The organism is Bacillus sp. BS3(2021), assembly GCF_021043345.1.
In the GTDB taxonomy this organism is placed as follows: domain Bacteria; phylum Bacillota; class Bacilli; order Bacillales; family Bacillaceae; genus Bacillus; species Bacillus paralicheniformis.
This window is the reverse complement of the sequence record NZ_JAJNDM010000005.1, coordinates 189,811-211,439: the sequence shown is the minus strand read 5'-3', so window position 1 is coordinate 211,439 and position 21,629 is coordinate 189,811. Positions and strand designations below refer to the sequence as shown.

Sequence of the window (21,629 nt, the reverse complement as noted above, 5' to 3'; positions counted from 1 at the left end):
GTTCAATTTATTGAGAGGAGGCAGAAGATGAATTCGATTGAAAAACAAGTCGCAGAAAACATAAAGAGGCTGCGAAAAGTCCGCAATTACAGTCTTGATCAATTGTCATCGATGACTGGCGTCAGCAAAGGCATGCTCGCGCAAATTGAAAAAGGCTCTTCAAGTCCGACGATCACAACTTTGTGGAAGATCGCAAACGGGCTGCAAGTATCATTTACTTCCTTGGCAGAAAAGCCCGCGGGGGAGCCGACGGTCGTCAGAAAGCATGAGAAAACGCCCGTTTTGGCCGGAGAAGAAAAATACGCGGCATTTCCGCATTTTCCCTTCGACCAGAAAAAGAAGTTTGAAATCTTTTATATTGAACTTGCGCCCGGCTGTGTACACGAATCAGAGCCTCACCACGGAGGAATTGAAGAGTATGTGCTCGTCTCTAGAGGAGCGATCGCGGTGACGGCGTGTGATTACACCTGCAGCCTGAACGAAGGCGATGCGATGCATTTCACCGCAAACACCGTGCATACGTACGAAAACAACACGGAACAAACGGCATCATGTTATACACTCATTTATTATCCGTAAAGAGGTGTCAAGATGGAAAAGCACGATTCACTCAACTTTCTAGACGGGCTTCGTTCAGGGGTTTCCCTTGCCGTCGGCTACATTCCGGTCGCTTTGACATTCGGGCTTTTGGCGAAAACAACGGGGCTGTCGCTTTTTGAAACGTTTTTGATGAGCGCCCTTGTTTTCGGAGGAGCGTCCCAGTATATGTCTTTAAGCATGCTCGCCGTTCAGACGGGAATCATCGAAATCGTTATGACGACGTTCATTGTGAATATCAGACATTTTTTATTTTCGGCGACTTTGAATCAATTGGTAGAAAAAGATTCGCCTTGGAAAAAAGCGTTTTACTCATTTTTCGCGGTGACAGATGAATCGTTTGCCGTCGCTGCTCTAAGAAAGGAAAAGCTGACGACCGGGTATATGATCGGCCTCGGTTCGATCGGATATGTAAGCTGGGTTTTTTGGAGTGCGGCCGGGCATTTTGCAGGGGCCGCCATGCCGGCTGTTCTCCAGGAAAGCATGAGCATCGCCCTTTATGCCATGTTTATCGGATTGTTGGTGCCGCCTTTGAAAAAACAGCGAAAAGTCCTGCTGCTGGCGGGGGCGGCTGCGTTATTCAATACGGTTTTCCAAATGAACGGAATATTGTCGGCAGGATGGTCGATCGTCTGCGCTACGCTTTTATCCGCCGTCCTGATTGAATGGCTGTACCAATTTAGAACAGAGGGGAAGAGAAACTATGTTTAGCCCGATCATCTGGATGATTATCGGCATGGCTGCCGTTACATATGTGCCGCGGATGGTGCCGCTCATTGCTTTTGAAAGCCTGAAGCTTCCCGGATTTTTGGAGCGCGTGCTGAAAAATGTGCCGTACGCCGTCTTAGGGGCTCTCATTTTTCCGGGAGTTTTTTTGGTGCAAAGCGGTATGCTCTACGGACTTGCCGGCGCTCTTATCGCATTTTTATTTTCCTATTTTGGAGCAAGCGTCATAGTCGTCGTGATGGGGACGATTTTGACGCTCGCAGGCGCCGGCCTCTTGCTCTCATTGTAAGGCTTGGTTCTAACTTTCGCATGAAAAGCTTACAATAGAAGTAACTGCTATGTGAGAGGAAGTGATTCGCCATGCGGAAATGGATCGCGGGAGCCGGTCTCCTGTATGTGCTGTACGGCCTTTTTTTCTATTGGTATCTCTTTATGGCCGGTGAACCCTCCGTTCCTGAGGCGCTGAAAGGGACAAGCGCAGACCCGGCGGCATTTATGAACGAAAGAGAACTCATGCTGACGGAAGAGTACTCGAAAATAAAGGACTTTATGTTTTTTATCCGGATTCCGTTTGAATGGTTTTTATTTTTTATATTGTTGATTGCCGGTTTATCCAGGAAAATGAAAAATTGGGCGGAGCAGACCTCGAAGAGGAGAAGCATTCAAATCACGGCATATGTTTTTGCTTTGTTTCTGATCGTTACGATCGTTTCTTTGCCGCTTGACTGGATCAGCTATCAATATTCGCTTGACTACGGCATATCAACCCAGACAACCGCGAGCTGGATCAAAGACCAGGTGATCGACTTCTGGATCAGTTTTCCGATAACGGCTGCGGCGGTGATCGTCTTTTACTATTTGATCAAAAAGCATGAAAAACGCTGGTGGTTTTATGCCTGGTGTCTGACGGTTCCGGTTACGCTGTTTTTATTTTTTCTCCAGCCGGTTGTCATTGATCCTTTATACAATGACTTTTATCCGCTGAAAAATAAAGATCTTGAACAAAGCATTCTGAAGCTGGCCGATCAGGCGGATATTCCTGCGAATCACGTCTATGAAGTGAACATGTCTGAAAAAACGAATGCGTTAAATGCCTATGTAACAGGAATCGGCGCCAATAAAAGGATTGTGCTCTGGGATACCACGCTGAACAAGCTGGATGAGCCGGAAATTTTATTCATCATGGCGCACGAAATGGGACATTATGTGATGAAGCATGTTTACATAGGACTCGGCGGGTATCTGCTTTTATCCCTTGCTGTCTTTTATGTGATCGACAAGCTGTACAAGCGGATCATCGGCCGCTATGGAAGAAGCCTTCATATTGCGGGAAAATCCGATCTAGCCGCACTTCCGCTTCTTCTGATGCTGATGGGGGTTATCTCTTTCGCGTCGTCTCCATTTACGAACGCAGTTTCGAGGCATCAGGAAAAAGCTGCTGACCAGTATGCGATTGAACTGACACAAAACAGCGATGCAGCGGTTTCGACGTTTCAAGAGCTCTCAAAAGCCGGGCTGAGCGAGGCAAACCCGCCGTTTCTCGTCAAGATTTTTAAATACGGCCATCCGACGATCATGGAACGGATTCAAAATATTGAACAACCCTCATCAGAATGAAGAAAAAGCTAGTGCTAAAAACACTAGCTTTTTCTATATGCTATTTGTTAGAATATGTTATTGAGCGGCAGCTTCGACGTTGATCAGACCTTTCCCATAGTAGAAGGAGCTTCCCAAATAAGTCGCCGTGCTGGAGAGACGGTTGCGGACTTGTGAAGCTGAAAGGTTCGGATGTTTTGACAAGATCAAAGCTGCTGCTCCCGCTACATGAGGAGAAGCCATTGACGTTCCGTTCAATGTTGCATAAGTGTTCGTTGGGTAAGTGCTGTATACGCCTGCGCCAGGAGCCATGACTTCAAGCTCTGCTCCCACACTGGAAAATGAAGCTCTGTTGCTGTTAGAGTCTACCGCACCAACTGCGATGACAGAATCGTATTTCGCAGGATAGCCAATTGTATTCGTGTTTCCTGAAGATCCGCTGTTCCCTGCTGCAGCTACAACAACAACCCCTCTTGCATATGCATTGTCGACTGCCTGTTTCATCGCTGTCGAGCCTGATGCTCCCCCAAGGCTCATATTGATAACATCCATGCCGTTTGTTGTCGCCCACTCGATTCCGCTTACAATGCCGCTGTATGATCCGCTTCCGCTTGAATTCAGTACTTTAACCGCGTACAAGGAGACGCTTGGCGCAACGCCTAATACACCCGTTGTATTGTCAAGCGCAGCTACTGTACCGGCAACATGCGTGCCGTGTCCGTTGCCGTCGGTGTTATAAGCTTCGCCAGCCACAAAGCTTGCTCCGCCGACTACGTTCAAGTCCGGATGAGAAGCTTGGATTCCTGTATCCAGGACGGCTACTTTTACATTCGCTCCCTTAAAGCCTTGAGCCTGCACTTTGTCCGCTTTAATGAGAGGAATGCCGTAAGGAACGGTTTGCGCCAAGGCATGGGCCACATGATCCTCTTCCACATAAGCGACATCCGGATCATTTTTGACTTCCTTAAGCGCTTCTTTGTCTAGCTTCGCTTTTGCCGCGTTGATGATTCTAAACTGCTTGTCCACTTTTCCGCCGCTCTCTTTGATGATGTCCTTTTTGACAGATGCGGTTTTCACTCCTGACTTAAATCCGACAATATAATCCTTTTCAACATTTTTCGCCGGTTGAGCAGCAGAAGCGGAATCGCTGAATGCCATCGTGAACACGAGCATGAAGGCCGTCAGCATCCCAAGCCAAAAACTCTTTTTCCTCATCATTACTCACTCTCCTCCTCTTTATTCAGAATAATTGAAATAGAAGGATAATATAATCTATTCCAATTATTCTGTTAATTTATTATAGAAAAAAAATGAATTATATGGTAGGCCTATTTTTTTGGAGGACCAATTTAAAATTTTTTGGTTATTAATAACTGTTTTAGAAAAATGTTCAGTTCGAAAGTATGAATAGACCGCTTCAGCCTGGCAGGGAAAGAGGTCCCGAGGGCCGCGAATGACAGGAGATTGCTCCATCTGATTCATTTTATGAAAATACTATTCATTTATTTTAAGAGATCATTTTTTGCCGAAGGAGGTTGCGGCCTTGTCGATCATCTATTAAAATATGCAATATATCGCATACAGAAACGGGTGAAAGATATGAAATCAGCTCATGTGAAAGGCGTATTGATGGTGCTTACAGGGGCTTCATTGTGGGGATTATCGGGAAGCGCTGCACAGTACATATTTGAAAGGGGAGCGGTTGAAGCCGGCTCGCTTGTCTCTGTCAGGCTTCTGGCATCGGGAGTCATTCTCTTGTTATATGTTTCAATGAAAAACGGTTTTCAACATGTGTGTCGGATATGGAAGAAAAAAACTGATATTTGTTCGATTTTAGTATTTTCCATTTTTGGAATGCTTGCTGTTCAATATACGTTTTTTGCTTCAATCGAAAAGGGTAATGCCGCGGCTGCTGCAATTCTTCAATACTTGGCGCCTTTTTTCGTATTGTTTTACCTATATGTTAAAAAAGAACTTCCGCCTAAGTGGAAAGATGCCGTACTTACTTTATTGGCGCTTTTCGGCGTGCTTCTTCTTTTGACAGGCGGAAGGCCGGACAGTTTGTATATTCCGGCCGAGGCCGCCGTTTGGGGCATTTTGTCCGGTGGAGCGCTTGCTTTCTATACGGTTTTTGCAGGAGGATTAATTCAATCGTTCGGTGCTTTGACGGTTACGGGATGGGGTATGCTTGTCGGAGGGGCCGGAATTTCTTTTTTGTTTCCGCCGTTTCGGTTTGACCTTTCGCACATTGGGGCAGGGGAGGCGGCAGCCATTCTGTTTGTTGTATTGTGCGGCACAGCTTTGGCGTTTGCCCTATACATCGGCAGCCTTTCTTATCTTTCCGCAAAAGAAACGAGCTGCCTGAGCTGCGCCGAACCGCTAGCGGCTGTTTTGTCGTCGGCGGTCTGGCTGGGTGTGCCGTTCAATGCCTTTCAAGGTGCCGGTACGGTAATGGTGATCATTACGGTCATCATTCTTTCCCTCAGCAGAGAAAGCAAAGCGGGGGATTCCGTGAATGAACGGGTGTAGAAAGGAGAAGGAGGCTCCTTTCTTTTTTTATAATGATAATGATTATCGTTGTCATTGGTATGAAGTGTTGCTATAATAATTTCGTCTACTACCAGAAAAGGAGATACATATGAAGCCTAAGTATTTTGCTATTTTATTCCTATTGATGATATCAGTGTTGACAGCCTGCTCGGGGGGAAGCGAAAGTACGAAAACCTCCAGTCAGGATTCCGTGACAGTTAAGCACGACTTAGGAGAAACGAAAGTAAAGAACAATCCGAAAAAAGTTGTGGTTCTTGAATTGGGTTTTATTGATGCGCTCCTTGATGCGGGCATTAAGCCTGTCGGGATTGCGGACGACGGCAAACCTAAGTTTATTAACGAGAAGGTCAGAGAAAAAATCAAAGGGTATACTTCAGTCGGTTCGCGCGCCCAGCCAAGTTTTGAAAAAATTGCTTCTTTAAAGCCCGATTTAATAATTGCCGATTCGAGCAGGCACAGCGGTGTCTATGATAAGCTGGCGAAAATTGCGCCGACAATCGCGCTGAAAAACTTGAATGCAGATTATCAGGACACGCTTGACGCGTCTCTTACGATTGCGAAAGCCGTCGGCAAAGAAAGCGCAATGGAGAAAAAGTTGGCTGAACATAAACAAAAGCTGAATGAATTGAAACAGAAATTCGGGAGCCGGAAACAGAGCATTCTTCTGCTCGGAAACACAAATGAAGCAATCACTGTGCGCGACGAAAACTTTTTCACGTCTCAGCTTCTGACGAAAATCGGCTATACATACGGTGTCAGAGACAGCAGCAAAGGCGATGGCGAAAACGGTGAATCCGTCAATATTAAAATGACGCTTGAGCAGCTGCTTGAGAAAGACCCCGACACCATTGTCCTGATGACGGGAGAAAAAGATAAAGTCGATGAAGACGGGAAAAGACCCATTGAAAAAGACCCTCTTTGGAAAAAGCTCAGCGCTGTCAAAAACGGCAAGGTTTATGAAGCCGACAGATTCGCCTGGTCGCTCCGCCGCAGTATTGACGGAGCAGATGCGCTGATAGATGAAATCGGTCAGCATCTTCTGTCTGAGGATCAAAAGAAATCTTAAGAGCCTGCCGGTTTGCTGGACGGGATGACGCATGCTTTTTACAAAAGCATGCGCCAGCGTGTCGAGAAACCCTCGCATTCGTTGTCAGGCCTGCGCGTCGGTGCTCACGAATAGAGATAGAATCGGCGGCTAACTGCCCAGACGTCCTGCCTGAACGCCGCCGTCATCACCTCCTGTGAAAGTCAGCTCCGATGCTCGGCCTTCCTAGACTGCAAGGGTTGAGGGTCACGCTGAAAGGATGACAAAATCCCAAAACTAAGAGCCATTTTGGGATTTTGTCAACAATTTGACGCATGCTTTTTACAAAAGCATGCGCTTGTTTTTTTCTAAAGGAGTGACCTGTTTTGATATATATGAAACGTTTTGCACCGCTCATTTTTGTTTTTCTTTTGCTCGCGGGTTTTGCGCTTTCTGTTTCAATCGGTTCGTCAACGATTGCGCTGCCCGACATTTGGGCAGCTGTGTTTATGTACGACGGTTCAAAATTGCACGCGATTATTCAGTCCATCCGAATTCCGCGCGCCTTGGCCGCCGCATTCATCGGCGCGAATCTAGGGGCCGCGGGCGCACTGATGCAGGCGGTGACAAGAAATGCGCTGGCATCTCCGAGCATCTTCGGAATCAATGCAGGGGCCTCTCTTGCTGTCGTATGTTTGACGGTGATGTTTCCTGCGCTTGCCGCTCCCCAGACAGCGATGGGAGCCGCTTTTGCCGGCGGTGCCGCGGCCGCGCTGGTCGTGTACGCGGTTGCCTCAGTATTCAGCGAACACGACAGGGATATCAGCTTTGCCTTGATCGGTGTCGTCATTCAGGCGATCATTGCTTCGATGACGCAAATGCTGCTCATTTTTCATGAAGAGTCGACGGAAACGCTATTGTTTTGGCTTTCCGGTTCTTTAGCGGGGAGCTCGTGGGATAAGCTTCATTTGTTGATTCCGGTAAGCATGGCAGGTTTGTTGACGGCTTTGGCCTTAGGGAGGGCGGCTTCCGTCATGAGTCTCGGAGATGATGTGTCACATGGGCTGGGACAAAATGTATGGCTCAGCAGATTGTTCATCGCTTTCACTGTTGTCGCGCTGGCAGGAGCATCGGTGTCCGCTGCCGGACCGATTGGTTTCATCGGTTTGATGGTTCCTCATATGATCCGGTATCTGATGGGGGCTGACTATCGGTTCGTGATTCCGTATTCGGCATTGCTTGGAGCCGTTCTTTTGCTGTTTGCTGATATTCTGTCCCGCTTTGTCTATTTTCCGTACCAAACGCCGGTCGGAGTTGTTACGGCAATGATCGGGACGCCGTTTTTCATCTATTTGGCGAGAAGACGGAAAAAGGGGGCGGCATGATGAACAATGCGGAAAGAAAAATGAAAAGACGGCGCGGGCAATCGGCGCTTGTCCTCTCTGCGTTATGCGCCTGTTTGTTGATGCTCATTGTGCTCAATTTGGCGATCGGCGATGAAAACATCGGACTGTGGGACGTAATGAAATCACTGGCAGGGCAAGAGGATGCAGGAGTCCGCTTCTTGGTGATGGAATTTCGAATGCCGCGCATCCTTCTCGCTGTGCTTGCCGGAGGGGCGCTTTCAATCGCAGGTGTAGTCGCACAATCGCTGATGAAAAATCCGCTGGCCGCCCCTGACACGCTTGGCATTACAGGAGGAGCGGGATTGGGCGCTGTGATCGTTACGGTCTTGTTTTCACAGCAAAGTCCGCTTCTGCTGACAGGCGCCGCCTTTTCAGGAAGCGTTTTGGCTGCGGCTCTCGTCTATTTATTGGCTTATCGAAACGGGATTTCTCCTGTGCGGCTGGCGCTTGTCGGGATCGCGGTCAATGCTTTTTGCCATTCGGGTATTCAGCTACTCATTTCAAGGGGGAGCCCAAATGTCAACAACGCATTAATTTGGCTGAATGGAAGTCTGTGGGGGAGAGACTGGGATGATGTACTGTCTCTTTTCATATGGTGCTGTCTGGTCATTCCTCCGTTATGGTTTGCGGCAAAACCGCTCGATATCATCAAATCAGGGGACGGGATTGCCGTCGGCCTCGGCATCCGGCTCGAAAGAACGCGATTTCTGCTGCTTGCCGGTTCGGTCCTGCTGACAGCTGCGGCTGTGACCGCCGTGGGAACAATCGGTTTTATCGGGCTGATGGCGCCCCATATCGCAAGAAAGCTGGCAGGGGCTGAAACGAGGATCTTGATTCCCGTTTCAGCGCTCGTCGGCGGCATCGTTCTTTTGATAGCCGATGCCGCCGGAAGAGGCCTTGTTCCGCCGCTTGAAATACCGGCTGGATTGATCGCAGCCATTATCGGCGGTCCGTATTTTATCTATTTACTGCGCCGCGAAGCGAGGCAGGGGAGAGCATAAAAAAGACGGCATCAACCTTGCCGTCTTTTTTTAATTTGACAAATGGTGTGAAAGATTGTAATCCTTCACATGCCATTTATTTTCATGGAATTTGATGTTGCTTAGGCACGCATTGACGAGCTTCGTATTTTCCAGGTTGATGTCGCCGTTTGAGATTTTTGACAGAAGGGCGTGTATCGCGGCTCCGTGTGCGACGATCAGCACTTTTTTGTCCGGATACCGCTCGCTGACCTTTTGAACGCCGGCCATCAGCCGTTCGGCAAGCGCTTCTTTTGATTCCTGATTCGGATATTCTTTATCGGGGTAGAGCCTCGTTCTTTCTTCGAATGGCATCCCTTCTGCATCTCCGTAATTCCTTTCGATGAAATCTTCCATTTCGATGATTTCAAGTCCCAGGTATTGATTGATGATTTCAGCGGTTTCTTTCGCTCTTCTTAAAGGGCTTGTAATGATGACGTCCCAGTCGGACCCTTTCAAAAACGCCCCGGTTTCTTTTGCCTGTTTTTGACCGGTTTCATTTAAAGGGATATCGGTTCTTCCCTGCAGTTTTCCTAAAGCATTCCAGTCTGTCTCGCCATGCCGGATCAAACAAATCGCAGTCATTCTGAAAAATCTCCTTTCGATGTCGGCTTTCGCGTTTTTCGGTGATATGGCTATTATACTAAATTTAAATACAATGACTACGAATGATGACTGGAACAGAGAAAAATTCAAACGTTTTTTTCAAAAAGGAGCGCCATACCGACTCCGCCGCCGCTGCCGATCGCCGCGACGGCATACTTCAAGTTGTCTCTTCTTGCCGCTTCGTAAAACAGGCGGGTTACCAACACGGCTCCTGAAGCACCGTACGGGTGTCCAAGCGCCAAAGCGCCTCCCCTGACATTCAGTTTGTGATAGGGGAGGCCAAGCTCTCCGGCGCAGGCCGCGATTTTGACGGCGAACGCTTCATTGATCTCAAACAAATCGATGTCTTTGACAGACAGGTTTCGTTTCTTTAAGAGTTTTTGAATCGCGGGCACCGGAGAAATTTGCGGAACGTTTGGGTCGACGCCGGCGACCGCGCTGTCAACAAATCGGAGAACAGGCTGCAAGCGGAGCGCTTCCGCTTTTTCTTCGTTCATCACGACAACCGCGCTTGCGCCGTCGTGAATTCCGCAGCTGTTTGCGGCTGTTACGGTTCCTCCTTTTTTAAAGACTGGTTTTGCTCTTTCGATGATGTTTTCCAGCAGTCGTTTGCGAATCATGCTTTCATCGGCCGCCAATCCTTGAAATGGCAGAATCTCGTCGTCATAATAGCCGTTTTCAAACGCGGACTCGCTTCTTTTATAGCTTAACAGGGCATAGTCGTCCTGCATCTTGCGGGTAATGCGGTACCGATCCGCCGTCAGCTCAGCGGCAATTCCCATATCCGGATCACCCCATTCATCGGGAGAAAACCTCGCTCTTCCCGGAAAAGGGGAGAGGCTTGCACTTTCTGTACCTCCGGCAATATAGCAGGATCCTGCCCCAGTTTGCACGAAACAGCAGGCGGTCCGGATCGCTTCAAGTCCAGCGCTGCATTGACGGTCTATCGTCATTCCTGAGACGGAAGCGGGAAGACCGGCGGCAAGCGCGGATAAACGGGCGATGTTGCCGCCCGGTCCGACCACGTTTCCGAGGATGACCTCGTCCAATATCCCGTTCAGCGGCTTTGCGAGGTGCTTGATCAGGGAGGCGGCCAGATCATGGGGCTCGGCATTTTTCAATAAGCCGTTTTGTCTGGCGAGCGGCGTTCTTTTGGCGGCCGTGATAACAGCTTTCATCTGATCACGTCCTTCAGCTGTTCTTTCAGAAGGTGACGGGCGACTTTTCCTCCGGAAGTATGCGGAATCTGTTCGAGATAGTGCCACATTCTCGGCACTTTGTACGGAGCGAGTCGGCTTTTGCAATATGTTTTAAGCTCTTTAACCGGGGCTTTACCCTTAATGACGGCTGCCGCTTTTTCTCCCCAGTAATCGTCGCGGATGCCGATTACTGCAGCTTCTTCCACTTCCGGGTGTGACAGGAGAACACCTTCAACCTCTTCGGGGAAAATATTGATGCCGCCGTAGACGATCATGCTGTTCTCCCGTCCTGTTATGTAGAGGTAACCATCTTCATCCATCCAGCCCATGTCATCGACTGTCATCCAGCCGTTTTCATCAATCGGGGAGGCGGCGGCCGCTTCTTGGAGGTAGCCTGAAAACAGCATCGGGCTTTTCACGAAAATTTTGCCGACCTCCCCGGTTCGGACTGCTTCCCCTGAGCTTGAACGGATGGCAACGTCAACATTGTGAAAAGGCCGTCCGACAGAGTCCGGCTTCACATGAAAGTCTTCCGGAGCGGATACAGAGACGAAGCTCATCTCAGAAGTTCCATAAAAATCGAATAAAGAAAGATGCGGATGCGCTTTTTGAATCGCTTTTTTTGCCTGCCTGCTCCAATTGGCGCCTGAAGAAATGACCTTGACCGGTTTATCGATTCGCCTGTTCTCCGCTCTCAGGGCTTCAGTCATCGTCGGCACCGTGAACAGCGTTGTCACGGGATTCCGGGCGACTGCGTTTTCGAGCCGGGACGGCGAAAATTTTTTCAGAAGGTAGACGGTTCCGCCGAGATACAGCGTTGTCATTGCTCCGTATAAAAAATGCGAGAAGAAGAGCGAGCCGGGTATCACGACGCTGTCTCCGGCTGATAGCTGAAAATCCCTGCTGCTGATGCGGAAGCTTTCGACCCAGGAGCGATGCGATCTGATGAATGCTTTCGGAGCTCCGGTAGACCCGGATGTAAACCCGATGTAAAACGGTTCATCATCAAATGGGCGAGGTTCCAGGACCGGAGCGTGATTGATTTCGTCAAGGCATTCGTTCAGAAGCAGTGTTTGTTCAAGAGCAGGGAACGGCTGATCCGAGATGAACAGTTCGGCTTTGCAAAGAGAAAGCTTTTCCCGGCATTCAGACGGGCTCCAGCGCGGATCAAACGGAACGGCCGTCCAGCCGGCCATCGCCGCTCCCGCGAACAGCTGCAAAAAAGGCAGTCCGTTTGGAAGCGAAAAGGCCATCCTTTTATTCTTTGTTTTTTTCGCGCTGAGCCAGCCGGCCGTCCTGCATACTAACTGGTGCCATTCCAGATAGCTGACAGACATTTCATCTATTTGAACAGCCGTTTTCTGAGGATAGCGATTGGCGTGGTATTGATAAGTCTCAGTAATTGGCACGGTTTCATTCCTCCTAAGCTGCATTCCTGCTTACGTCGTTTTTGAGCGCTTTTCTCAATCTTAGCACGAGAAAGGCGGCTGCGGCGGATTTTAGCAGGTCTCCGGGTACATACACCAGGCAGAGCTTCATCGCTTCGGTGAGAGGAATTTGCATCAGAAACGCCTGGACAGGGACGCCTGCCGTGTATAACAGCAATACGCCGAATAAGAGATGAATGAAAAAGAGGTTTCGAACATGTAAAACTTTAAGTTTGCCGACGGCCCATGAGATGCAAAAAGCTGCGACAGGGTAGGCGAGCAAGTAGCCGGCGCTTGGTCCCATGAAGACGCCGATTCCGCCCCTTCCTCCTGATAGGAGAGGCAGCCCGCTTGCGACTAGCAGCAAAAAGACGGTAAGACTGAGTGCCGCGTTCCGCGGTTTGTTGACTCCGCCGGCGAGCATGACGCCAAGCGTTTGAAACGTAATCGGTACGGGCGTGAACGGCAGGGAGATCGGCGGGAAAAAGCCGAGCACTGCCATGATGGCTGTGCTAAGCGAGATAAATGTCATATCTTTGACTTGCATAGTAGACTCGATTCCTTTCAAATAACGTAATAGAATCAAAGTATCACTTGAAGCTCTATAATGTCAACTTTGTTTTTATTTAGGTTTACAAAAAGGAGATCGAAAGAAAAAACACAGGCCATGAGTTGACCTGTGTACAGGAATGATTTATTTTTTTGTCAGCTCTACGAGAGAATCGACTGAAACCGCGACTTGTGACACGGCGGCATTCACATCTTGAAGGCCGCTTAAAAATGCCTGCAGATCGCCTTCGATTCGGCCGCTTTGCTCTTTGCTCGTTTTCATATTGGAGACGATATCATCGAATAGATGATTGATCTCCGACATCTTGTCTTTGCTTTCGTTCACGAGCTGGTTTACATCTGTAATATGCTTCGTGACGATCGAGATTTGCGCGTTTGTGTTATTGACGAGCTCAGATACGGTGGAGACGGTTTTTTTCGTATCATCGGACAGCTTTCTGACTTCGTTTGCGACGACTGCGAACCCTTTGCCGTGCTCCCCCGCTCTTGCAGATTCGATCGAGGCGTTGAGCGAAAGTAAATTCGTCTGCTCGGCAATGCCTGTTACGATTCCGAAAATCTTTTCGATCTGCAGCGCGATTTCTTCCAGCTTTTTAATTTCCTGCTCGATTTGCGTCATGCTGCTTCCCATTTGATTCAGCTGGTGTTCCTGCTCCTCAAGCTCCTTTTTTCCGCCGATCGATTTTTGTTCGACAGAAACAGCTGTCTTCGTTCCGGCTCTTGACGTTTCGGCGATTTCGGACGATTTGTCGACCAATTCCTGTACAGCGCCCGTTGTTTCGGCAAATAAAGCGGCCAAAGAACCGGAAGTATCTTTGATTTGCCGGTGAAGGTCATTTTTGCTCTCTTCATCAAGTCTGCGGAGCCTTGCATGCTCGTCTTCAAAGGCCTCGAGGACGATCTGCTGTTCGATGTTGAGAATTTTGGTGACGGCTTTGACTGACCGCCTGTATTCCTCATCGGATAATGCGTTTTCAAAGATTGACAGCATGGAAAGAAGGAGATCTTGAAATGCCCCCAGATACCACTTTGGCAAGAGCCCAATCCGAAGATGAACGTGGGCGATCCGGATCCTTTTTTCTAAAAAGGCTTCGTCGATGACACCTGAAAACATTTCCTGGATGTGGATCGTCAATGTCTTTTTGAGACGGTCAACTGAGCTGTGGTCATGGATGATCTCCATCAAAGAGTTTTCATGCTCAAGGTTTTGGTAAAACCGGGTGACGATGGTTTCGATATGTTCAGTGACTAAAGGCTTCAGCCTGCTCAGCACCCAAAGATCCTCATCCGTCAAATCGACCATTGCCAGCTGTTTTTTAAATTCTGCGTGCTGATTGAGCCTGATTCTTTTTGTTTGGTCAGGACCTTCTTCAGCAAAGAATGATCGTTCTGTCTTTCTATCCTTTTTGAATAACACGATCGTATCCCCCTGTAATCGTTAATGATAAAACTGCCGTTTTTATGAAATTTCCAGCATTTATCTTTTTATCGGCAATTTTTCATTACTTTTTAACTTGTACACCTCAGCTTTCCGGATCTTTCAAAGGTTCTACGGCAGGACCCTCGATGACATCGCCGTCGACCGAAAACCTTGAGCCGTGGCACGGACAGTCCCACGTCTTTTCTCCGTCGTTCCACTCGACTTCGCAGCCCATATGGGTGCATGTTGTGTCAACCAGATGAAGCTCGCCTTTTTCATCGCGATAAGCACCCGCACGTTTCCCGGCATGTGATACGACCGCACCTTCTCCGTTGACAAGGTCTTCCGGCTTCCTGATCGGCTGTTCGAGTTTTCCTTCGGCAAAGTGTTTTGCAACATCCGCGTTATAGGAAATGACTTTTTTGATGCTTGGATCCGGGTGGAAACGGGCCGGTTGAAAGACGGCTTGATAAGGATTGTCTTCGCCTGCGATATGGTCTGTCATCAACTGCGCGGCGAGGGTGCTTGTTGTCATGCCCCATTTCCGAAAGCCGGTGGCGACGAGAATGCGCTTTTCTTTCGGATAGATCGGCCCGATATACGGAATTTTGTCAAGCGTGATTAAATCTTGCGCTGACCAGCGGTAAGGGATCGATTCAATGCCGAACACGCCTTCTGCAAATGATTCAAGCGCCTGATAATGCCTGATTGTATCCTCTCCCTGGCCGGTTTTGTGGCTTTCACCGCCGACAAGAACCATTTCTTCTCCGTCAATCGTCACCGAACGGAGCGAGCGTGAAGGCTGATCTATACTTAAATACATGCCGCCTGGATACGGCGTTTTCGGCTTGACGGCGAGCACGTATGACCGGCTCGGCTCAAGCCTTGCAAAATAGAAGCCTTTTTTATCATGAAACGGAAAGTGCGTGCAGCACGCGACATAATCGCTGAAGATTTGATGCCCGTTTCTTGTCAGCACTTTTGGCCGGTCGCCTTCTTTGATTTCTTTAGCCGCCGTGTTTTCGTAAATTTTTCCGCCGGCTTCCAGGACGGCCTCTGCAAGGTGTTTCAAATAGTGGAGCGGATGAAACTGGGCCTGGCTTTTCATAACAAGTCCTGCTTTCATATCGATTGGAACGGGGAGATCTTTGATGAATTCCCTGTCAATCCCGAGCTTTTGGTATGCCTCATATTCCTTTCTGATTTTTTGTACCGATTGTTCTTCAGTTGTGTAAATGCATGCGTCCTGTTCTTCAAAATCGCACGGAATCTTTTGCTCAAGCACGAGGTTTTTGATAAAGGACAGCGCCTTGAGGTTTGCTTCATAATACAGTCTCGCATTCGGCATTCCGATGTGCCCGATCAGCTCATCATAGATCAGATCATGCTGTGCGGTGATTTTGGCTGTCGTATAGCCGGTTGTTCCGTCGAGTATCCGCCCGGATTCGATCAAGATGACGCTGTAGCCTTTTTTCGTCAGTAAATAAGCAGTCGTCAGTCCGGTCATGCCGCCGCCGATGACGGCGACATCTGTTTTGACATCTTCAGACAGTTCTTCGAACTTAGGAAGATCTGTACTGTTTCTCCAATACGATTCAGGCGAGTCCGGCAGTTTTTGTTCTTGATTGCTCACAAAGTTCCCTCCATCATCCATCTGTTTTGTTCTTAAATTTTCCCAATTGAGAAATATTCATGCATGTGAAACGGCTTGTCATAAAAAAGGGGCGTTTTCATAAAATAGTAAGGTTGAATCGATGTGAAGGAGGGAATCGTTTTGAGCAAGCAGCCGAAGAAAGTACTGCCTCCCCAGCACCAAACGCAGCGTCCGGGATTGGAGTATTTGATGGATCCCCGGCCCGTTTTCGACCGGCCGAAACGAGAGCGGAAACTGGCCGGGAAAACCGCGATTATTACGGGAGGAGACAGCGGAATCGGCCGTGCCGTATCCGTTTTGTTTGCGAAGGAAGGCGCGAACATTGTCATTGTCTACTTAAATGAACACCGCGATGCAGAAGAAACAAAGGGGTATGTGGAAAAAGAAGGGGTCGGATGCAAGCTGATCGCAGGAGACATCGGAGACGAGGCTTTTTGCAACGATATTGTGCGCCAGGCAAAGGAAGCATTCCCAACGATCGATATACTCGTCAATAATGCGGCTGAACAGCATCCGCAAAAGGGAATCGAAAAAATTACAAGCCATCAGTTGATCCGAACGTTTCAGACGAATATTTTTTCAATGTTTTATTTGACAAAAGCTGTGCTGCCGCATTTGAAAAAAGGCAGCTCAATCATCAATACCACTTCGATTACGGCTTATGCCGGCAATGAAAGGCTGATCGATTATTCTTCGACGAAAGGAGCGATTACATCATTTACGCGTTCGCTCGCTTTGTCGCTTGTCGATCAGGGCATCCGTGTGAACGGGGTGGCGCCGGGTCCGATTTGGACGCCGCTGATCCCGTCGACGTTTACGGAGAGAGAGGTCGAAATATTCGGTTCAACAACGCCGATGGAACGGCCCGGACAGCCTGCTGAAGTGGCGCCGAGCTATTTGTTTCTAGCCAGCGACGATTCTTCCTACATGACGGGCCAAGTGCTCCATGTCAACGGCGGAACGATTATTAACGGATAAAAAGGCCGGGACTATTTCATAAGCCGGCTTTTTCCGCGTAAAAAAGCCAATCCGGGAGGGATTGGCCGTTATGCGTGCTTTTTCAGCGCTGTATATTCTCTTGAAAGCTCAAGGAAAGATTGCTTATCTCCTTTGTCTAATGCTTCATTAATCTTCTTGTTCAGCGTGTGCAAACGCCGTTTAAAAAGCGATTCATCAAGGACCATTTGAATGTAGATATCCGTGATGGTTACATCAAGTTCTTTCACCTTTTGGGTATTGCGGGACTTCATGAGCTCAGCGTACGACTTTTTCTCTTTCATAAAGATTCCCCCTGATGCCTTTTTTATAGTATATGGATTACACAACAAAAAATCAATAAGTATTTATAATTTTTAGATAATTATTCGAAGATGCGTGTTTATGAGAATAAAAGTTTGTATATTTGGACAAAGAAACACGGATTTAATCGAACAAAACATAAAAATGGCATTTTAAAAACATATTTTCAAATTAATTGGAAAAAATCCTGTCGTTTTGTAAAGGATAATGTTAGATTAATAGTATAAATTTACTAACGATTAGGAGGATCATGATGAGCACAGAGGATATGACAAAAGATACGTATGAAGTAAACAGTTCGACAATGGCTGTCCTGCCTCTGGGAGAGGGGGAGAAACCCGCCTCAAAAATACTCGAGACCGACAGGACTTTCCGCGTCAATATGAAGCCGTTTCAGATCATCGAAAGAAGCTGCCGCTATTTCGGGTCGAGCTATGCGGGGAGAAAAGCGGGCACATATGAGGTCATTAAAGTTTCCCATAAACCGCCGATCATGGTGGATCACTCAAACAATATTTTTCTTTTTCCCACATTTTCCTCAACTCGTCCTCAGTGCGGGTGGCTTTCCCATGCGCATGTTCACGAGTTTTGCGCGGCAAAGTATGACAACACGTTTGTCACGTTTGTCAACGGGGAAACGCTGGAGCTGCCCGTATCCATCACATCTTTTGAAAACCAGGTTTACCGAACGGCATGGCTGAGAACAAAATTTATCGACCGGATTGAAGGAAACGCCATGCAGAAGAAACAGGAATTTATGCTTTATCCGAAGGAAGACCGGAATCAGCTGATATACGAATTCATCCTCAGGGAGCTGAAAAAGCGCTATTGATCGGGAGCGGCTTTGAATAAATAGTGCTCAAGAAGCGCGGATACCTGATTGCGGATGCGGGGATTAAAATAGTTATGCTCTTCTTCGTATCCTTCATATATAAAGGAGTACATCGTAAAGGCTTCGTCCCGTGACACTTCGTGCACCTTGATTTTCCGCCGGCGCAGTTCATTTTTCACGTCGTACAGATCGCGCTGGGCAAGCTTTAACGCCTGTTCGATCAGACGCTGATAGGGGTCTTTCAGCTTGAATGGCCCCTGCTGGATGATTTTCATGTCCCGGTTTAATATGCTGACGGTCATCGGGAGGTAAATCGCCTTTTCAATCATATCCCTGGCTTCAGCGGGAATTCTTGTCATGGCTTTTCTCCTCATTTCTTTTGTTGATAAGGAACGTTTGTTCTGTTTTTATTTTACACGAAAGACGGCCTTTTAATCAAGAACGGGAAAAAATGACTAAAATGATCAAGTTGTTTCAGACTAATACAGAAAACACCGAGACGGATGATTTAAAGTTTTTGATTTAAAGTGTAGAATAGAAGTAGACAACCGCCCTGAGGAGAATCAATGTTGGAGCAATTATTCAGCTATTTTACAGAAGAGAATTTAACAGAGTTTTTTCAGAGCTACAGGGCTTTTGGTCCTTTTGTAGCCGTTCTGCTGCCGTTTATTGAAGCGCTGCTCCCGTTTTTACCCCTGCTCGTGTTTGTTGTCGCCAATGTAAATTCGTTCGGTTTATGGCAGGGGTTCTTGTTGACGTGGATAGGGGCATCTTTAGGCTCTATAGCAGTTTTTCTTTTTATCCGCCATTTCGGCCAGCAAAGAGCACTCGGTTTTATCCGCAGGCATCCATCCGTAAAAAAACTGATGATCTGGGTGGAAAAACGGGGCTTCGGTCCGCTGTTTCTCCTGCTTTGCTTTCCATTCACGCCTTCGGCTGCGGTAAATGTTGTGGCAGGACTTTCGAGAGTCAGCCTGCTGCCTTTTTCACTGGCGGTGCTTTGCGGCAAGTTCGTGATGATTTTTATGGTGAGCTTTGTCGGCCATGATCTGAAGGCGCTTTTTACCCAGCCTTTGCGGACAGCTGCCGTGATCATCGTCATGCTGATCTTATGGTACGCCGGAAAACGGGTTGAACATCGTCTGAACGTGAGATTCAGCCAGAGAGAGAAAGACTAGGGGGACACAGAATTGAAAAAGCGTTTTTTGGTCATAGCCGGGGTGCTGCTTGTCATCGTCGTCGGAATTCAGGTCAAAAATGCCGTTTTCATTGAATATAAAGTAGAAGGCGTCAGCATGAATCCGACCTTTCAGGAGGGCAACGAACTTTTGATCAACAGGTTCGCCCACCACTTTAAAACAATCAGCCGATTTGACATCGTGCTGTTTAAAGGACCTGACAAAGATATATTCATTAAAAGGGTGATCGGGCTTCCGGGCGAAACCCTCCGGTATGAAGATGATCAGCTGTATATCAACGAAGAAAAGATCAAAGAGCCTTATCTGGACGATTTAAAGGCCGTCACTGCCGGAGGGGACTTGACAGGGGATTTTACGCTGAAGGAAGTGACCGGAGAGGAAAAGGTGCCTGAAAATGAGTACTTCGTCCTCGGGGACAACCGGATCCACAGCTTTGACAGCCGCCATTTCGGCTTTGTTTCAGACCGGGACATCGTCGGGATTGTGACGGAAAGAATTGATAAAAAGTGATTGGAGAATGCGGCGGAAAGCAAGCGCCCGGCCGAAAGGAATACGATGTCGCAATTGTCGTGTCCGAGCAGAACAGCATCAAAAAAGACGTATTCGCAAGAAAAGCCCGGGATTCCGGGCTTTTTTTCTTGCTATTTCAGTTTGATCGCATTGATTCGTTTTTGCAGCTTCGTTTTTTCGGCGGATGCTTTCAGCTTGCTGACCGCTGATTGCGCTGCCGATTTTGTTTTTTTCGTTCTCTTTTGTTCGGCCGTTTTAACTTTGGCTTTCGCCGCTGCCACTTTTTTGTTATAGGCTGACGCGGCTTGCATTTTCGCGGTGTTCAGCTTTTTTTGCAGATTTGATTTGTCTTTTCCGGCAGGCAGCTCATTAATCGCTTTTTGCGCTTTGCCGAAGTTTGAGTCTGTGGCCGCTTTTTCAGCTTTGGCAACGGCCTGCTTTGCGGTGTTCAAGAGGCTTGAGCGGACCGCGTTGATCCGTTTTTGCAAATTCGTTTTGAAAGTCCCGCTGTCGAGTTCATTGACCGCTTTTTGGGCTGCGTCGGCATTGTTTTTCTTTTTTTGCTTCTCTGCGAGTTTTACTTTGCTTTCGGCTGTCTTTTTAAGCTGCTCTTTAACAGCATCGAGCCTCTTTTTCAAAGCGGTTTTATCGGCGTTTGCAGGCAGCGGTTCGATCGCCTTTTGCGCGGTTTGAATGTCCGCTTTTTTCTTTGTCTTTTCCGCTTGTCCGACTGCTTTTTGCGCTTTCTCCAACGGCTGTGTGATCTCTTTGAAGCGGATTAATCCATAGCCGAACAAATGATCACGGCCGGGAGCGCCCAAGTCGCTTGTATAAATCTGCATTTTCTTGCGCAGCTCAGCATTTGAAGCGGTTGGGTACAGCTGTTTCAAAAGAGCAAACATTCCGGCTACGTGCGGCGTTGCCTGTGAAGTGCCGCTTCCGATTGCATAGCCGCGGTCGGAAGATGTACTGATAATCGATGTGCCGGGAGCGGCAAACTCGACGGCGCTGCCGGTGTTGGAAAATGAGGCGATCTGATTTTTTTCATTGGTGGCCGAGACGGCAATGACGCTGCTGTAGGCGGCCGGGTAATAAACGGATTTTCCGTTTCCGGCATTTCCGCTTGCACCGACTAAAATCATTCCCCGTTTGTATGCTCTATCTACTGCATCGTGGAGAACTTGACTGTCGCCTGAAACGACGAGGCTCATATTGATGATATCGATTCCGTGCTGGATCGACCAATCGATGCCTTGTAAGATGCCTTTCAGATCCCCCGAACCATTCCGGTCCAGCGCTTTTACGGCATACAGCTGCGCGCCGGGCGCGAGACCGTCGATCCCCCGTCCGTTATGCTTCGCTCCGATGATTCCGGCAACATGTGTTCCGTGGCCGTTATCATCACGGTATGAAGCGGTATAGCCGACCATCGATGCACCGCCTGCGATTGACAGCTCTTCATGGGGGGAAATCCCGCTGTCAATAACCGCAATTTTCACCTGTTTCCCTGTCAAACCTTTATTCCAAGCCAGTGCGGCTTGAATCGGCTTGATGTTCCACTGTGAAAACGCGGAGGCGGTTTGCGCTGTGCTGCTGGAGACAGCTTTTAGAACGGTGCTGTCGGCAGCAGCTACCGGGAGGTTGTCTTCGACATACAGGACGTCGGGATCTTGTTCAAGTTCCCGCACTGTTTTGTCGTCCGCAGTAACAGCAGCTGCGGGAATGTGCCGGTAAACGTGTTCTACCGTGTCTGCTTGTTCGATGACGTTTTCTTTTCCGCTGGCATTTTTATATACGACAATGACTTCGTTTTCCTGCTTATTGCTTTCCGCTTGAATGCGGGGTGAATTTGCGGAAAAACCGACGAACATTGCAGCGGACACCGCGATTTTCCATAACTTTCTCATCCGGCTCTCCTCCTTATTTAGCGGCATTCGCTATATATATCGGAGAATTTTTGAATTTTCAAAGAGAAAGAAAGCCGATCTTAAGGGC

The 21,629-nt window shown here is 48.2% G+C and carries 22 protein-coding genes and 1 pseudogene; 12 read left to right on the top strand and 11 right to left on the bottom strand.

The features are described 5' to 3' along the window. Nucleotides 1–27 precede the first annotated feature (27 nt). The 4 genes from LQ247_RS13095 (at nt 28) to LQ247_RS13080 (ending at nt 2,940) form a co-directional block, all read left to right on the top strand. On the top strand, nt 28–579 hold the full coding sequence (locus LQ247_RS13095; protein WP_003180313.1) for a helix-turn-helix domain-containing protein: 552 nt from the start codon (nt 28–30) through the stop codon (nt 577–579). Between the two features lie 12 nt (nt 580–591). Further along, nucleotides 592–1,308 carry an AzlC family ABC transporter permease gene (locus LQ247_RS13090; RefSeq protein WP_003180314.1) on the top strand — a complete coding sequence of 239 codons (717 nt, stop codon included), beginning with the start codon at nt 592–594 and terminating at the stop codon, nt 1,306–1,308. Further along, nucleotides 1,301–1,612, top strand: coding sequence for an AzlD domain-containing protein (locus LQ247_RS13085; RefSeq protein ID WP_009328928.1), 312 nt, complete (start codon nt 1,301–1,303; stop codon nt 1,610–1,612). The genes LQ247_RS13090 and LQ247_RS13085 overlap by 8 nt, the downstream gene beginning before the upstream one ends. 71 nt (nt 1,613–1,683) lie before the next feature. Beyond that, complete coding sequence (locus LQ247_RS13080; RefSeq protein ID WP_020450818.1) at nt 1,684–2,940, top strand: M48 family metallopeptidase; 1,257 nt, start codon at nt 1,684–1,686, stop codon at nt 2,938–2,940. A 57-nt stretch (nt 2,941–2,997) separates the two neighbouring features. Here the strand turns inward: LQ247_RS13080 and LQ247_RS13075 are convergent, their stop codons facing one another. After that, the gene (locus LQ247_RS13075) at nt 2,998–4,134 is read right to left on the bottom strand and encodes a S8 family peptidase (RefSeq protein ID WP_023856571.1); all 1,137 of its coding nucleotides are present in this window, start codon (nt 4,132–4,134) and stop codon (nt 2,998–3,000) included. A gap of 384 nt (nt 4,135–4,518) precedes the next feature. On the opposite strand from LQ247_RS13075, the gene LQ247_RS13070 reads away from it, so the two are divergent. The 4 genes from LQ247_RS13070 (at nt 4,519) to LQ247_RS13055 (ending at nt 8,900) form a co-directional block, all read left to right on the top strand. After that, nucleotides 4,519–5,448: a DMT family transporter gene (locus LQ247_RS13070; RefSeq protein ID WP_231006145.1), complete on the top strand. Its 930-nt coding sequence runs from the start codon at nt 4,519–4,521 to the stop codon at nt 5,446–5,448. A gap of 109 nt (nt 5,449–5,557) precedes the next feature. Continuing rightward, entirely contained in the window at nt 5,558–6,535 is a 978-nt protein-coding gene (locus LQ247_RS13065; protein ID WP_130569373.1) for an ABC transporter substrate-binding protein, read from the top strand. A 344-nt stretch (nt 6,536–6,879) separates the two neighbouring features. Beyond that, the gene (locus tag LQ247_RS13060) at nt 6,880–7,878 is read left to right on the top strand and encodes a FecCD family ABC transporter permease (RefSeq protein ID WP_026579951.1); all 999 of its coding nucleotides are present in this window, start codon (nt 6,880–6,882) and stop codon (nt 7,876–7,878) included. Further along, a complete protein-coding gene (locus tag LQ247_RS13055) occupies nt 7,878–8,900 on the top strand; it encodes a FecCD family ABC transporter permease (RefSeq protein WP_245118013.1) in 1,023 nt (340 codons plus the stop codon). The genes LQ247_RS13060 and LQ247_RS13055 overlap by 1 nt, the downstream gene beginning before the upstream one ends. 30 nt (nt 8,901–8,930) lie before the next feature. Here the strand turns inward: LQ247_RS13055 and LQ247_RS13050 are convergent, their stop codons facing one another. The 7 genes and pseudogenes from LQ247_RS13050 to LQ247_RS13025 all read right to left on the bottom strand — a co-directional run bounded on the left by LQ247_RS13050 (nt 8,931) and on the right by LQ247_RS13025 (nt 15,794). Next, nucleotides 8,931–9,503, bottom strand: a complete 573-nt coding sequence (locus LQ247_RS13050; RefSeq protein WP_020450824.1) for a histidine phosphatase family protein — start codon at nt 9,501–9,503, stop codon at nt 8,931–8,933. 107 nt (nt 9,504–9,610) lie between these two features. Continuing rightward, nucleotides 9,611–10,702, bottom strand: a complete 1,092-nt coding sequence (locus LQ247_RS13045; RefSeq protein ID WP_231006143.1) for an acetyl-CoA C-acyltransferase — start codon at nt 10,700–10,702, stop codon at nt 9,611–9,613. After that, nucleotides 10,699–12,132 carry an AMP-binding protein gene (locus tag LQ247_RS13040; protein WP_229129127.1) on the bottom strand — a complete coding sequence of 478 codons (1,434 nt, stop codon included), beginning with the start codon at nt 12,130–12,132 and terminating at the stop codon, nt 10,699–10,701. The genes LQ247_RS13045 and LQ247_RS13040 overlap by 4 nt, the downstream gene beginning before the upstream one ends. 13 nt (nt 12,133–12,145) lie before the next feature. Then, nucleotides 12,146–12,697: a biotin transporter BioY gene (locus tag LQ247_RS13035; RefSeq protein WP_101560673.1), complete on the bottom strand. Its 552-nt coding sequence runs from the start codon at nt 12,695–12,697 to the stop codon at nt 12,146–12,148. 147 nt (nt 12,698–12,844) lie between these two features. After that, nucleotides 12,845–13,339, bottom strand: a complete 495-nt coding sequence (locus LQ247_RS22330; protein ID WP_237562672.1) for a methyl-accepting chemotaxis protein — start codon at nt 13,337–13,339, stop codon at nt 12,845–12,847. 264 nt (nt 13,340–13,603) lie between these two features. After that, nucleotides 13,604–14,137, bottom strand: a pseudogene (locus LQ247_RS22325) (protoglobin family protein); the annotation flags it as partial. A gap of 106 nt (nt 14,138–14,243) precedes the next feature. Further along, nucleotides 14,244–15,794, bottom strand: coding sequence for an FAD-dependent oxidoreductase (locus tag LQ247_RS13025; RefSeq protein ID WP_231006142.1), 1,551 nt, complete (start codon nt 15,792–15,794; stop codon nt 14,244–14,246). A 120-nt stretch (nt 15,795–15,914) separates the two neighbouring features. Between LQ247_RS13025 and LQ247_RS13020 the strand changes: the two genes are divergently transcribed. Beyond that, nucleotides 15,915–16,772 (top strand): SDR family oxidoreductase, encoded by an 858-nt coding sequence (locus tag LQ247_RS13020; RefSeq protein WP_020450827.1) that lies wholly within the window; start codon nt 15,915–15,917, stop codon nt 16,770–16,772. Between the two features lie 68 nt (nt 16,773–16,840). Here the strand turns inward: LQ247_RS13020 and LQ247_RS13015 are convergent, their stop codons facing one another. After that, the gene (locus tag LQ247_RS13015) at nt 16,841–17,074 is read right to left on the bottom strand and encodes an IDEAL domain-containing protein (RefSeq protein WP_020450828.1); all 234 of its coding nucleotides are present in this window, start codon (nt 17,072–17,074) and stop codon (nt 16,841–16,843) included. A gap of 272 nt (nt 17,075–17,346) precedes the next feature. Here LQ247_RS13015 and LQ247_RS13010 point away from each other — a divergent pair, with 272 nt between their 5' ends. After that, on the top strand, nt 17,347–17,925 hold the full coding sequence (locus tag LQ247_RS13010) for a competence protein ComK (protein ID WP_026579946.1): 579 nt from the start codon (nt 17,347–17,349) through the stop codon (nt 17,923–17,925). On the opposite strand, the gene LQ247_RS13005 is transcribed toward LQ247_RS13010, so the two are convergent. Continuing rightward, nucleotides 17,919–18,284: a hypothetical protein gene (locus LQ247_RS13005; protein ID WP_020450830.1), complete on the bottom strand. Its 366-nt coding sequence runs from the start codon at nt 18,282–18,284 to the stop codon at nt 17,919–17,921. The two genes, LQ247_RS13010 and LQ247_RS13005, sit on opposite strands and share 7 nt — an antisense overlap. A gap of 207 nt (nt 18,285–18,491) precedes the next feature. On the opposite strand from LQ247_RS13005, the gene LQ247_RS13000 reads away from it, so the two are divergent. Both LQ247_RS13000 and lepB read left to right on the top strand, forming a co-directional pair. Next, on the top strand, nt 18,492–19,103 hold the full coding sequence (locus LQ247_RS13000) for a TVP38/TMEM64 family protein (RefSeq protein WP_020450831.1): 612 nt from the start codon (nt 18,492–18,494) through the stop codon (nt 19,101–19,103). A 12-nt stretch (nt 19,104–19,115) separates the two neighbouring features. Further along, entirely contained in the window at nt 19,116–19,634 is a 519-nt protein-coding gene (gene lepB, locus LQ247_RS12995) for a signal peptidase I (RefSeq protein WP_020450832.1), read from the top strand. A 131-nt stretch (nt 19,635–19,765) separates the two neighbouring features. On the opposite strand, the gene LQ247_RS12990 is transcribed toward lepB, so the two are convergent. Next, the gene (locus tag LQ247_RS12990; RefSeq protein WP_231006141.1) at nt 19,766–21,541 is read right to left on the bottom strand and encodes a S8 family peptidase; all 1,776 of its coding nucleotides are present in this window, start codon (nt 21,539–21,541) and stop codon (nt 19,766–19,768) included. Nucleotides 21,542–21,629: the final 88 nt, after the last annotated feature.

What these genes read in the sequence shown, in the direction of transcription:
- LQ247_RS13070 (WP_231006145.1), top strand. Translation starts at nt 4,519, where the DNA reads ATGAAATCAGCTCATGTGAAAGGCGTATTGATGGTGCTTACAGGGGCT.
- LQ247_RS13015 (WP_020450828.1), bottom strand. Translation starts at nt 17,074, where the DNA reads ATGAAAGAGAAAAAGTCGTACGCTGAGCTCATGAAGTCCCGCAATACC.
- LQ247_RS13005 (WP_020450830.1), bottom strand. Translation starts at nt 18,284, where the DNA reads ATGACAAGAATTCCCGCTGAAGCCAGGGATATGATTGAAAAGGCGATT.
- LQ247_RS13055 (WP_245118013.1), top strand. Translation starts at nt 7,878, where the DNA reads ATGAACAATGCGGAAAGAAAAATGAAAAGACGGCGCGGGCAATCGGCG.
- LQ247_RS13075 (WP_023856571.1), bottom strand. Translation starts at nt 4,134, where the DNA reads ATGAGGAAAAAGAGTTTTTGGCTTGGGATGCTGACGGCCTTCATGCTC.
- LQ247_RS13000 (WP_020450831.1), top strand. Translation starts at nt 18,492, where the DNA reads ATGTTGGAGCAATTATTCAGCTATTTTACAGAAGAGAATTTAACAGAG.
- LQ247_RS22330 (WP_237562672.1), bottom strand. Translation starts at nt 13,339, where the DNA reads ATGACGCAAATCGAGCAGGAAATTAAAAAGCTGGAAGAAATCGCGCTG.
- LQ247_RS12990 (WP_231006141.1), bottom strand. Translation starts at nt 21,541, where the DNA reads ATGAGAAAGTTATGGAAAATCGCGGTGTCCGCTGCAATGTTCGTCGGT.
- LQ247_RS13080 (WP_020450818.1), top strand. Translation starts at nt 1,684, where the DNA reads ATGCGGAAATGGATCGCGGGAGCCGGTCTCCTGTATGTGCTGTACGGC.
- LQ247_RS13045 (WP_231006143.1), bottom strand. Translation starts at nt 10,702, where the DNA reads ATGAAAGCTGTTATCACGGCCGCCAAAAGAACGCCGCTCGCCAGACAA.
- LQ247_RS13050 (WP_020450824.1), bottom strand. Translation starts at nt 9,503, where the DNA reads ATGACTGCGATTTGTTTGATCCGGCATGGCGAGACAGACTGGAATGCT.
- LQ247_RS13095 (WP_003180313.1), top strand. Translation starts at nt 28, where the DNA reads ATGAATTCGATTGAAAAACAAGTCGCAGAAAACATAAAGAGGCTGCGA.
- LQ247_RS13035 (WP_101560673.1), bottom strand. Translation starts at nt 12,697, where the DNA reads ATGCAAGTCAAAGATATGACATTTATCTCGCTTAGCACAGCCATCATG.
- LQ247_RS13090 (WP_003180314.1), top strand. Translation starts at nt 592, where the DNA reads ATGGAAAAGCACGATTCACTCAACTTTCTAGACGGGCTTCGTTCAGGG.
- LQ247_RS13010 (WP_026579946.1), top strand. Translation starts at nt 17,347, where the DNA reads ATGAGCACAGAGGATATGACAAAAGATACGTATGAAGTAAACAGTTCG.
- LQ247_RS13065 (WP_130569373.1), top strand. Translation starts at nt 5,558, where the DNA reads ATGAAGCCTAAGTATTTTGCTATTTTATTCCTATTGATGATATCAGTG.
- LQ247_RS13085 (WP_009328928.1), top strand. Translation starts at nt 1,301, where the DNA reads ATGTTTAGCCCGATCATCTGGATGATTATCGGCATGGCTGCCGTTACA.
- LQ247_RS13025 (WP_231006142.1), bottom strand. Translation starts at nt 15,794, where the DNA reads ATGGATGATGGAGGGAACTTTGTGAGCAATCAAGAACAAAAACTGCCG.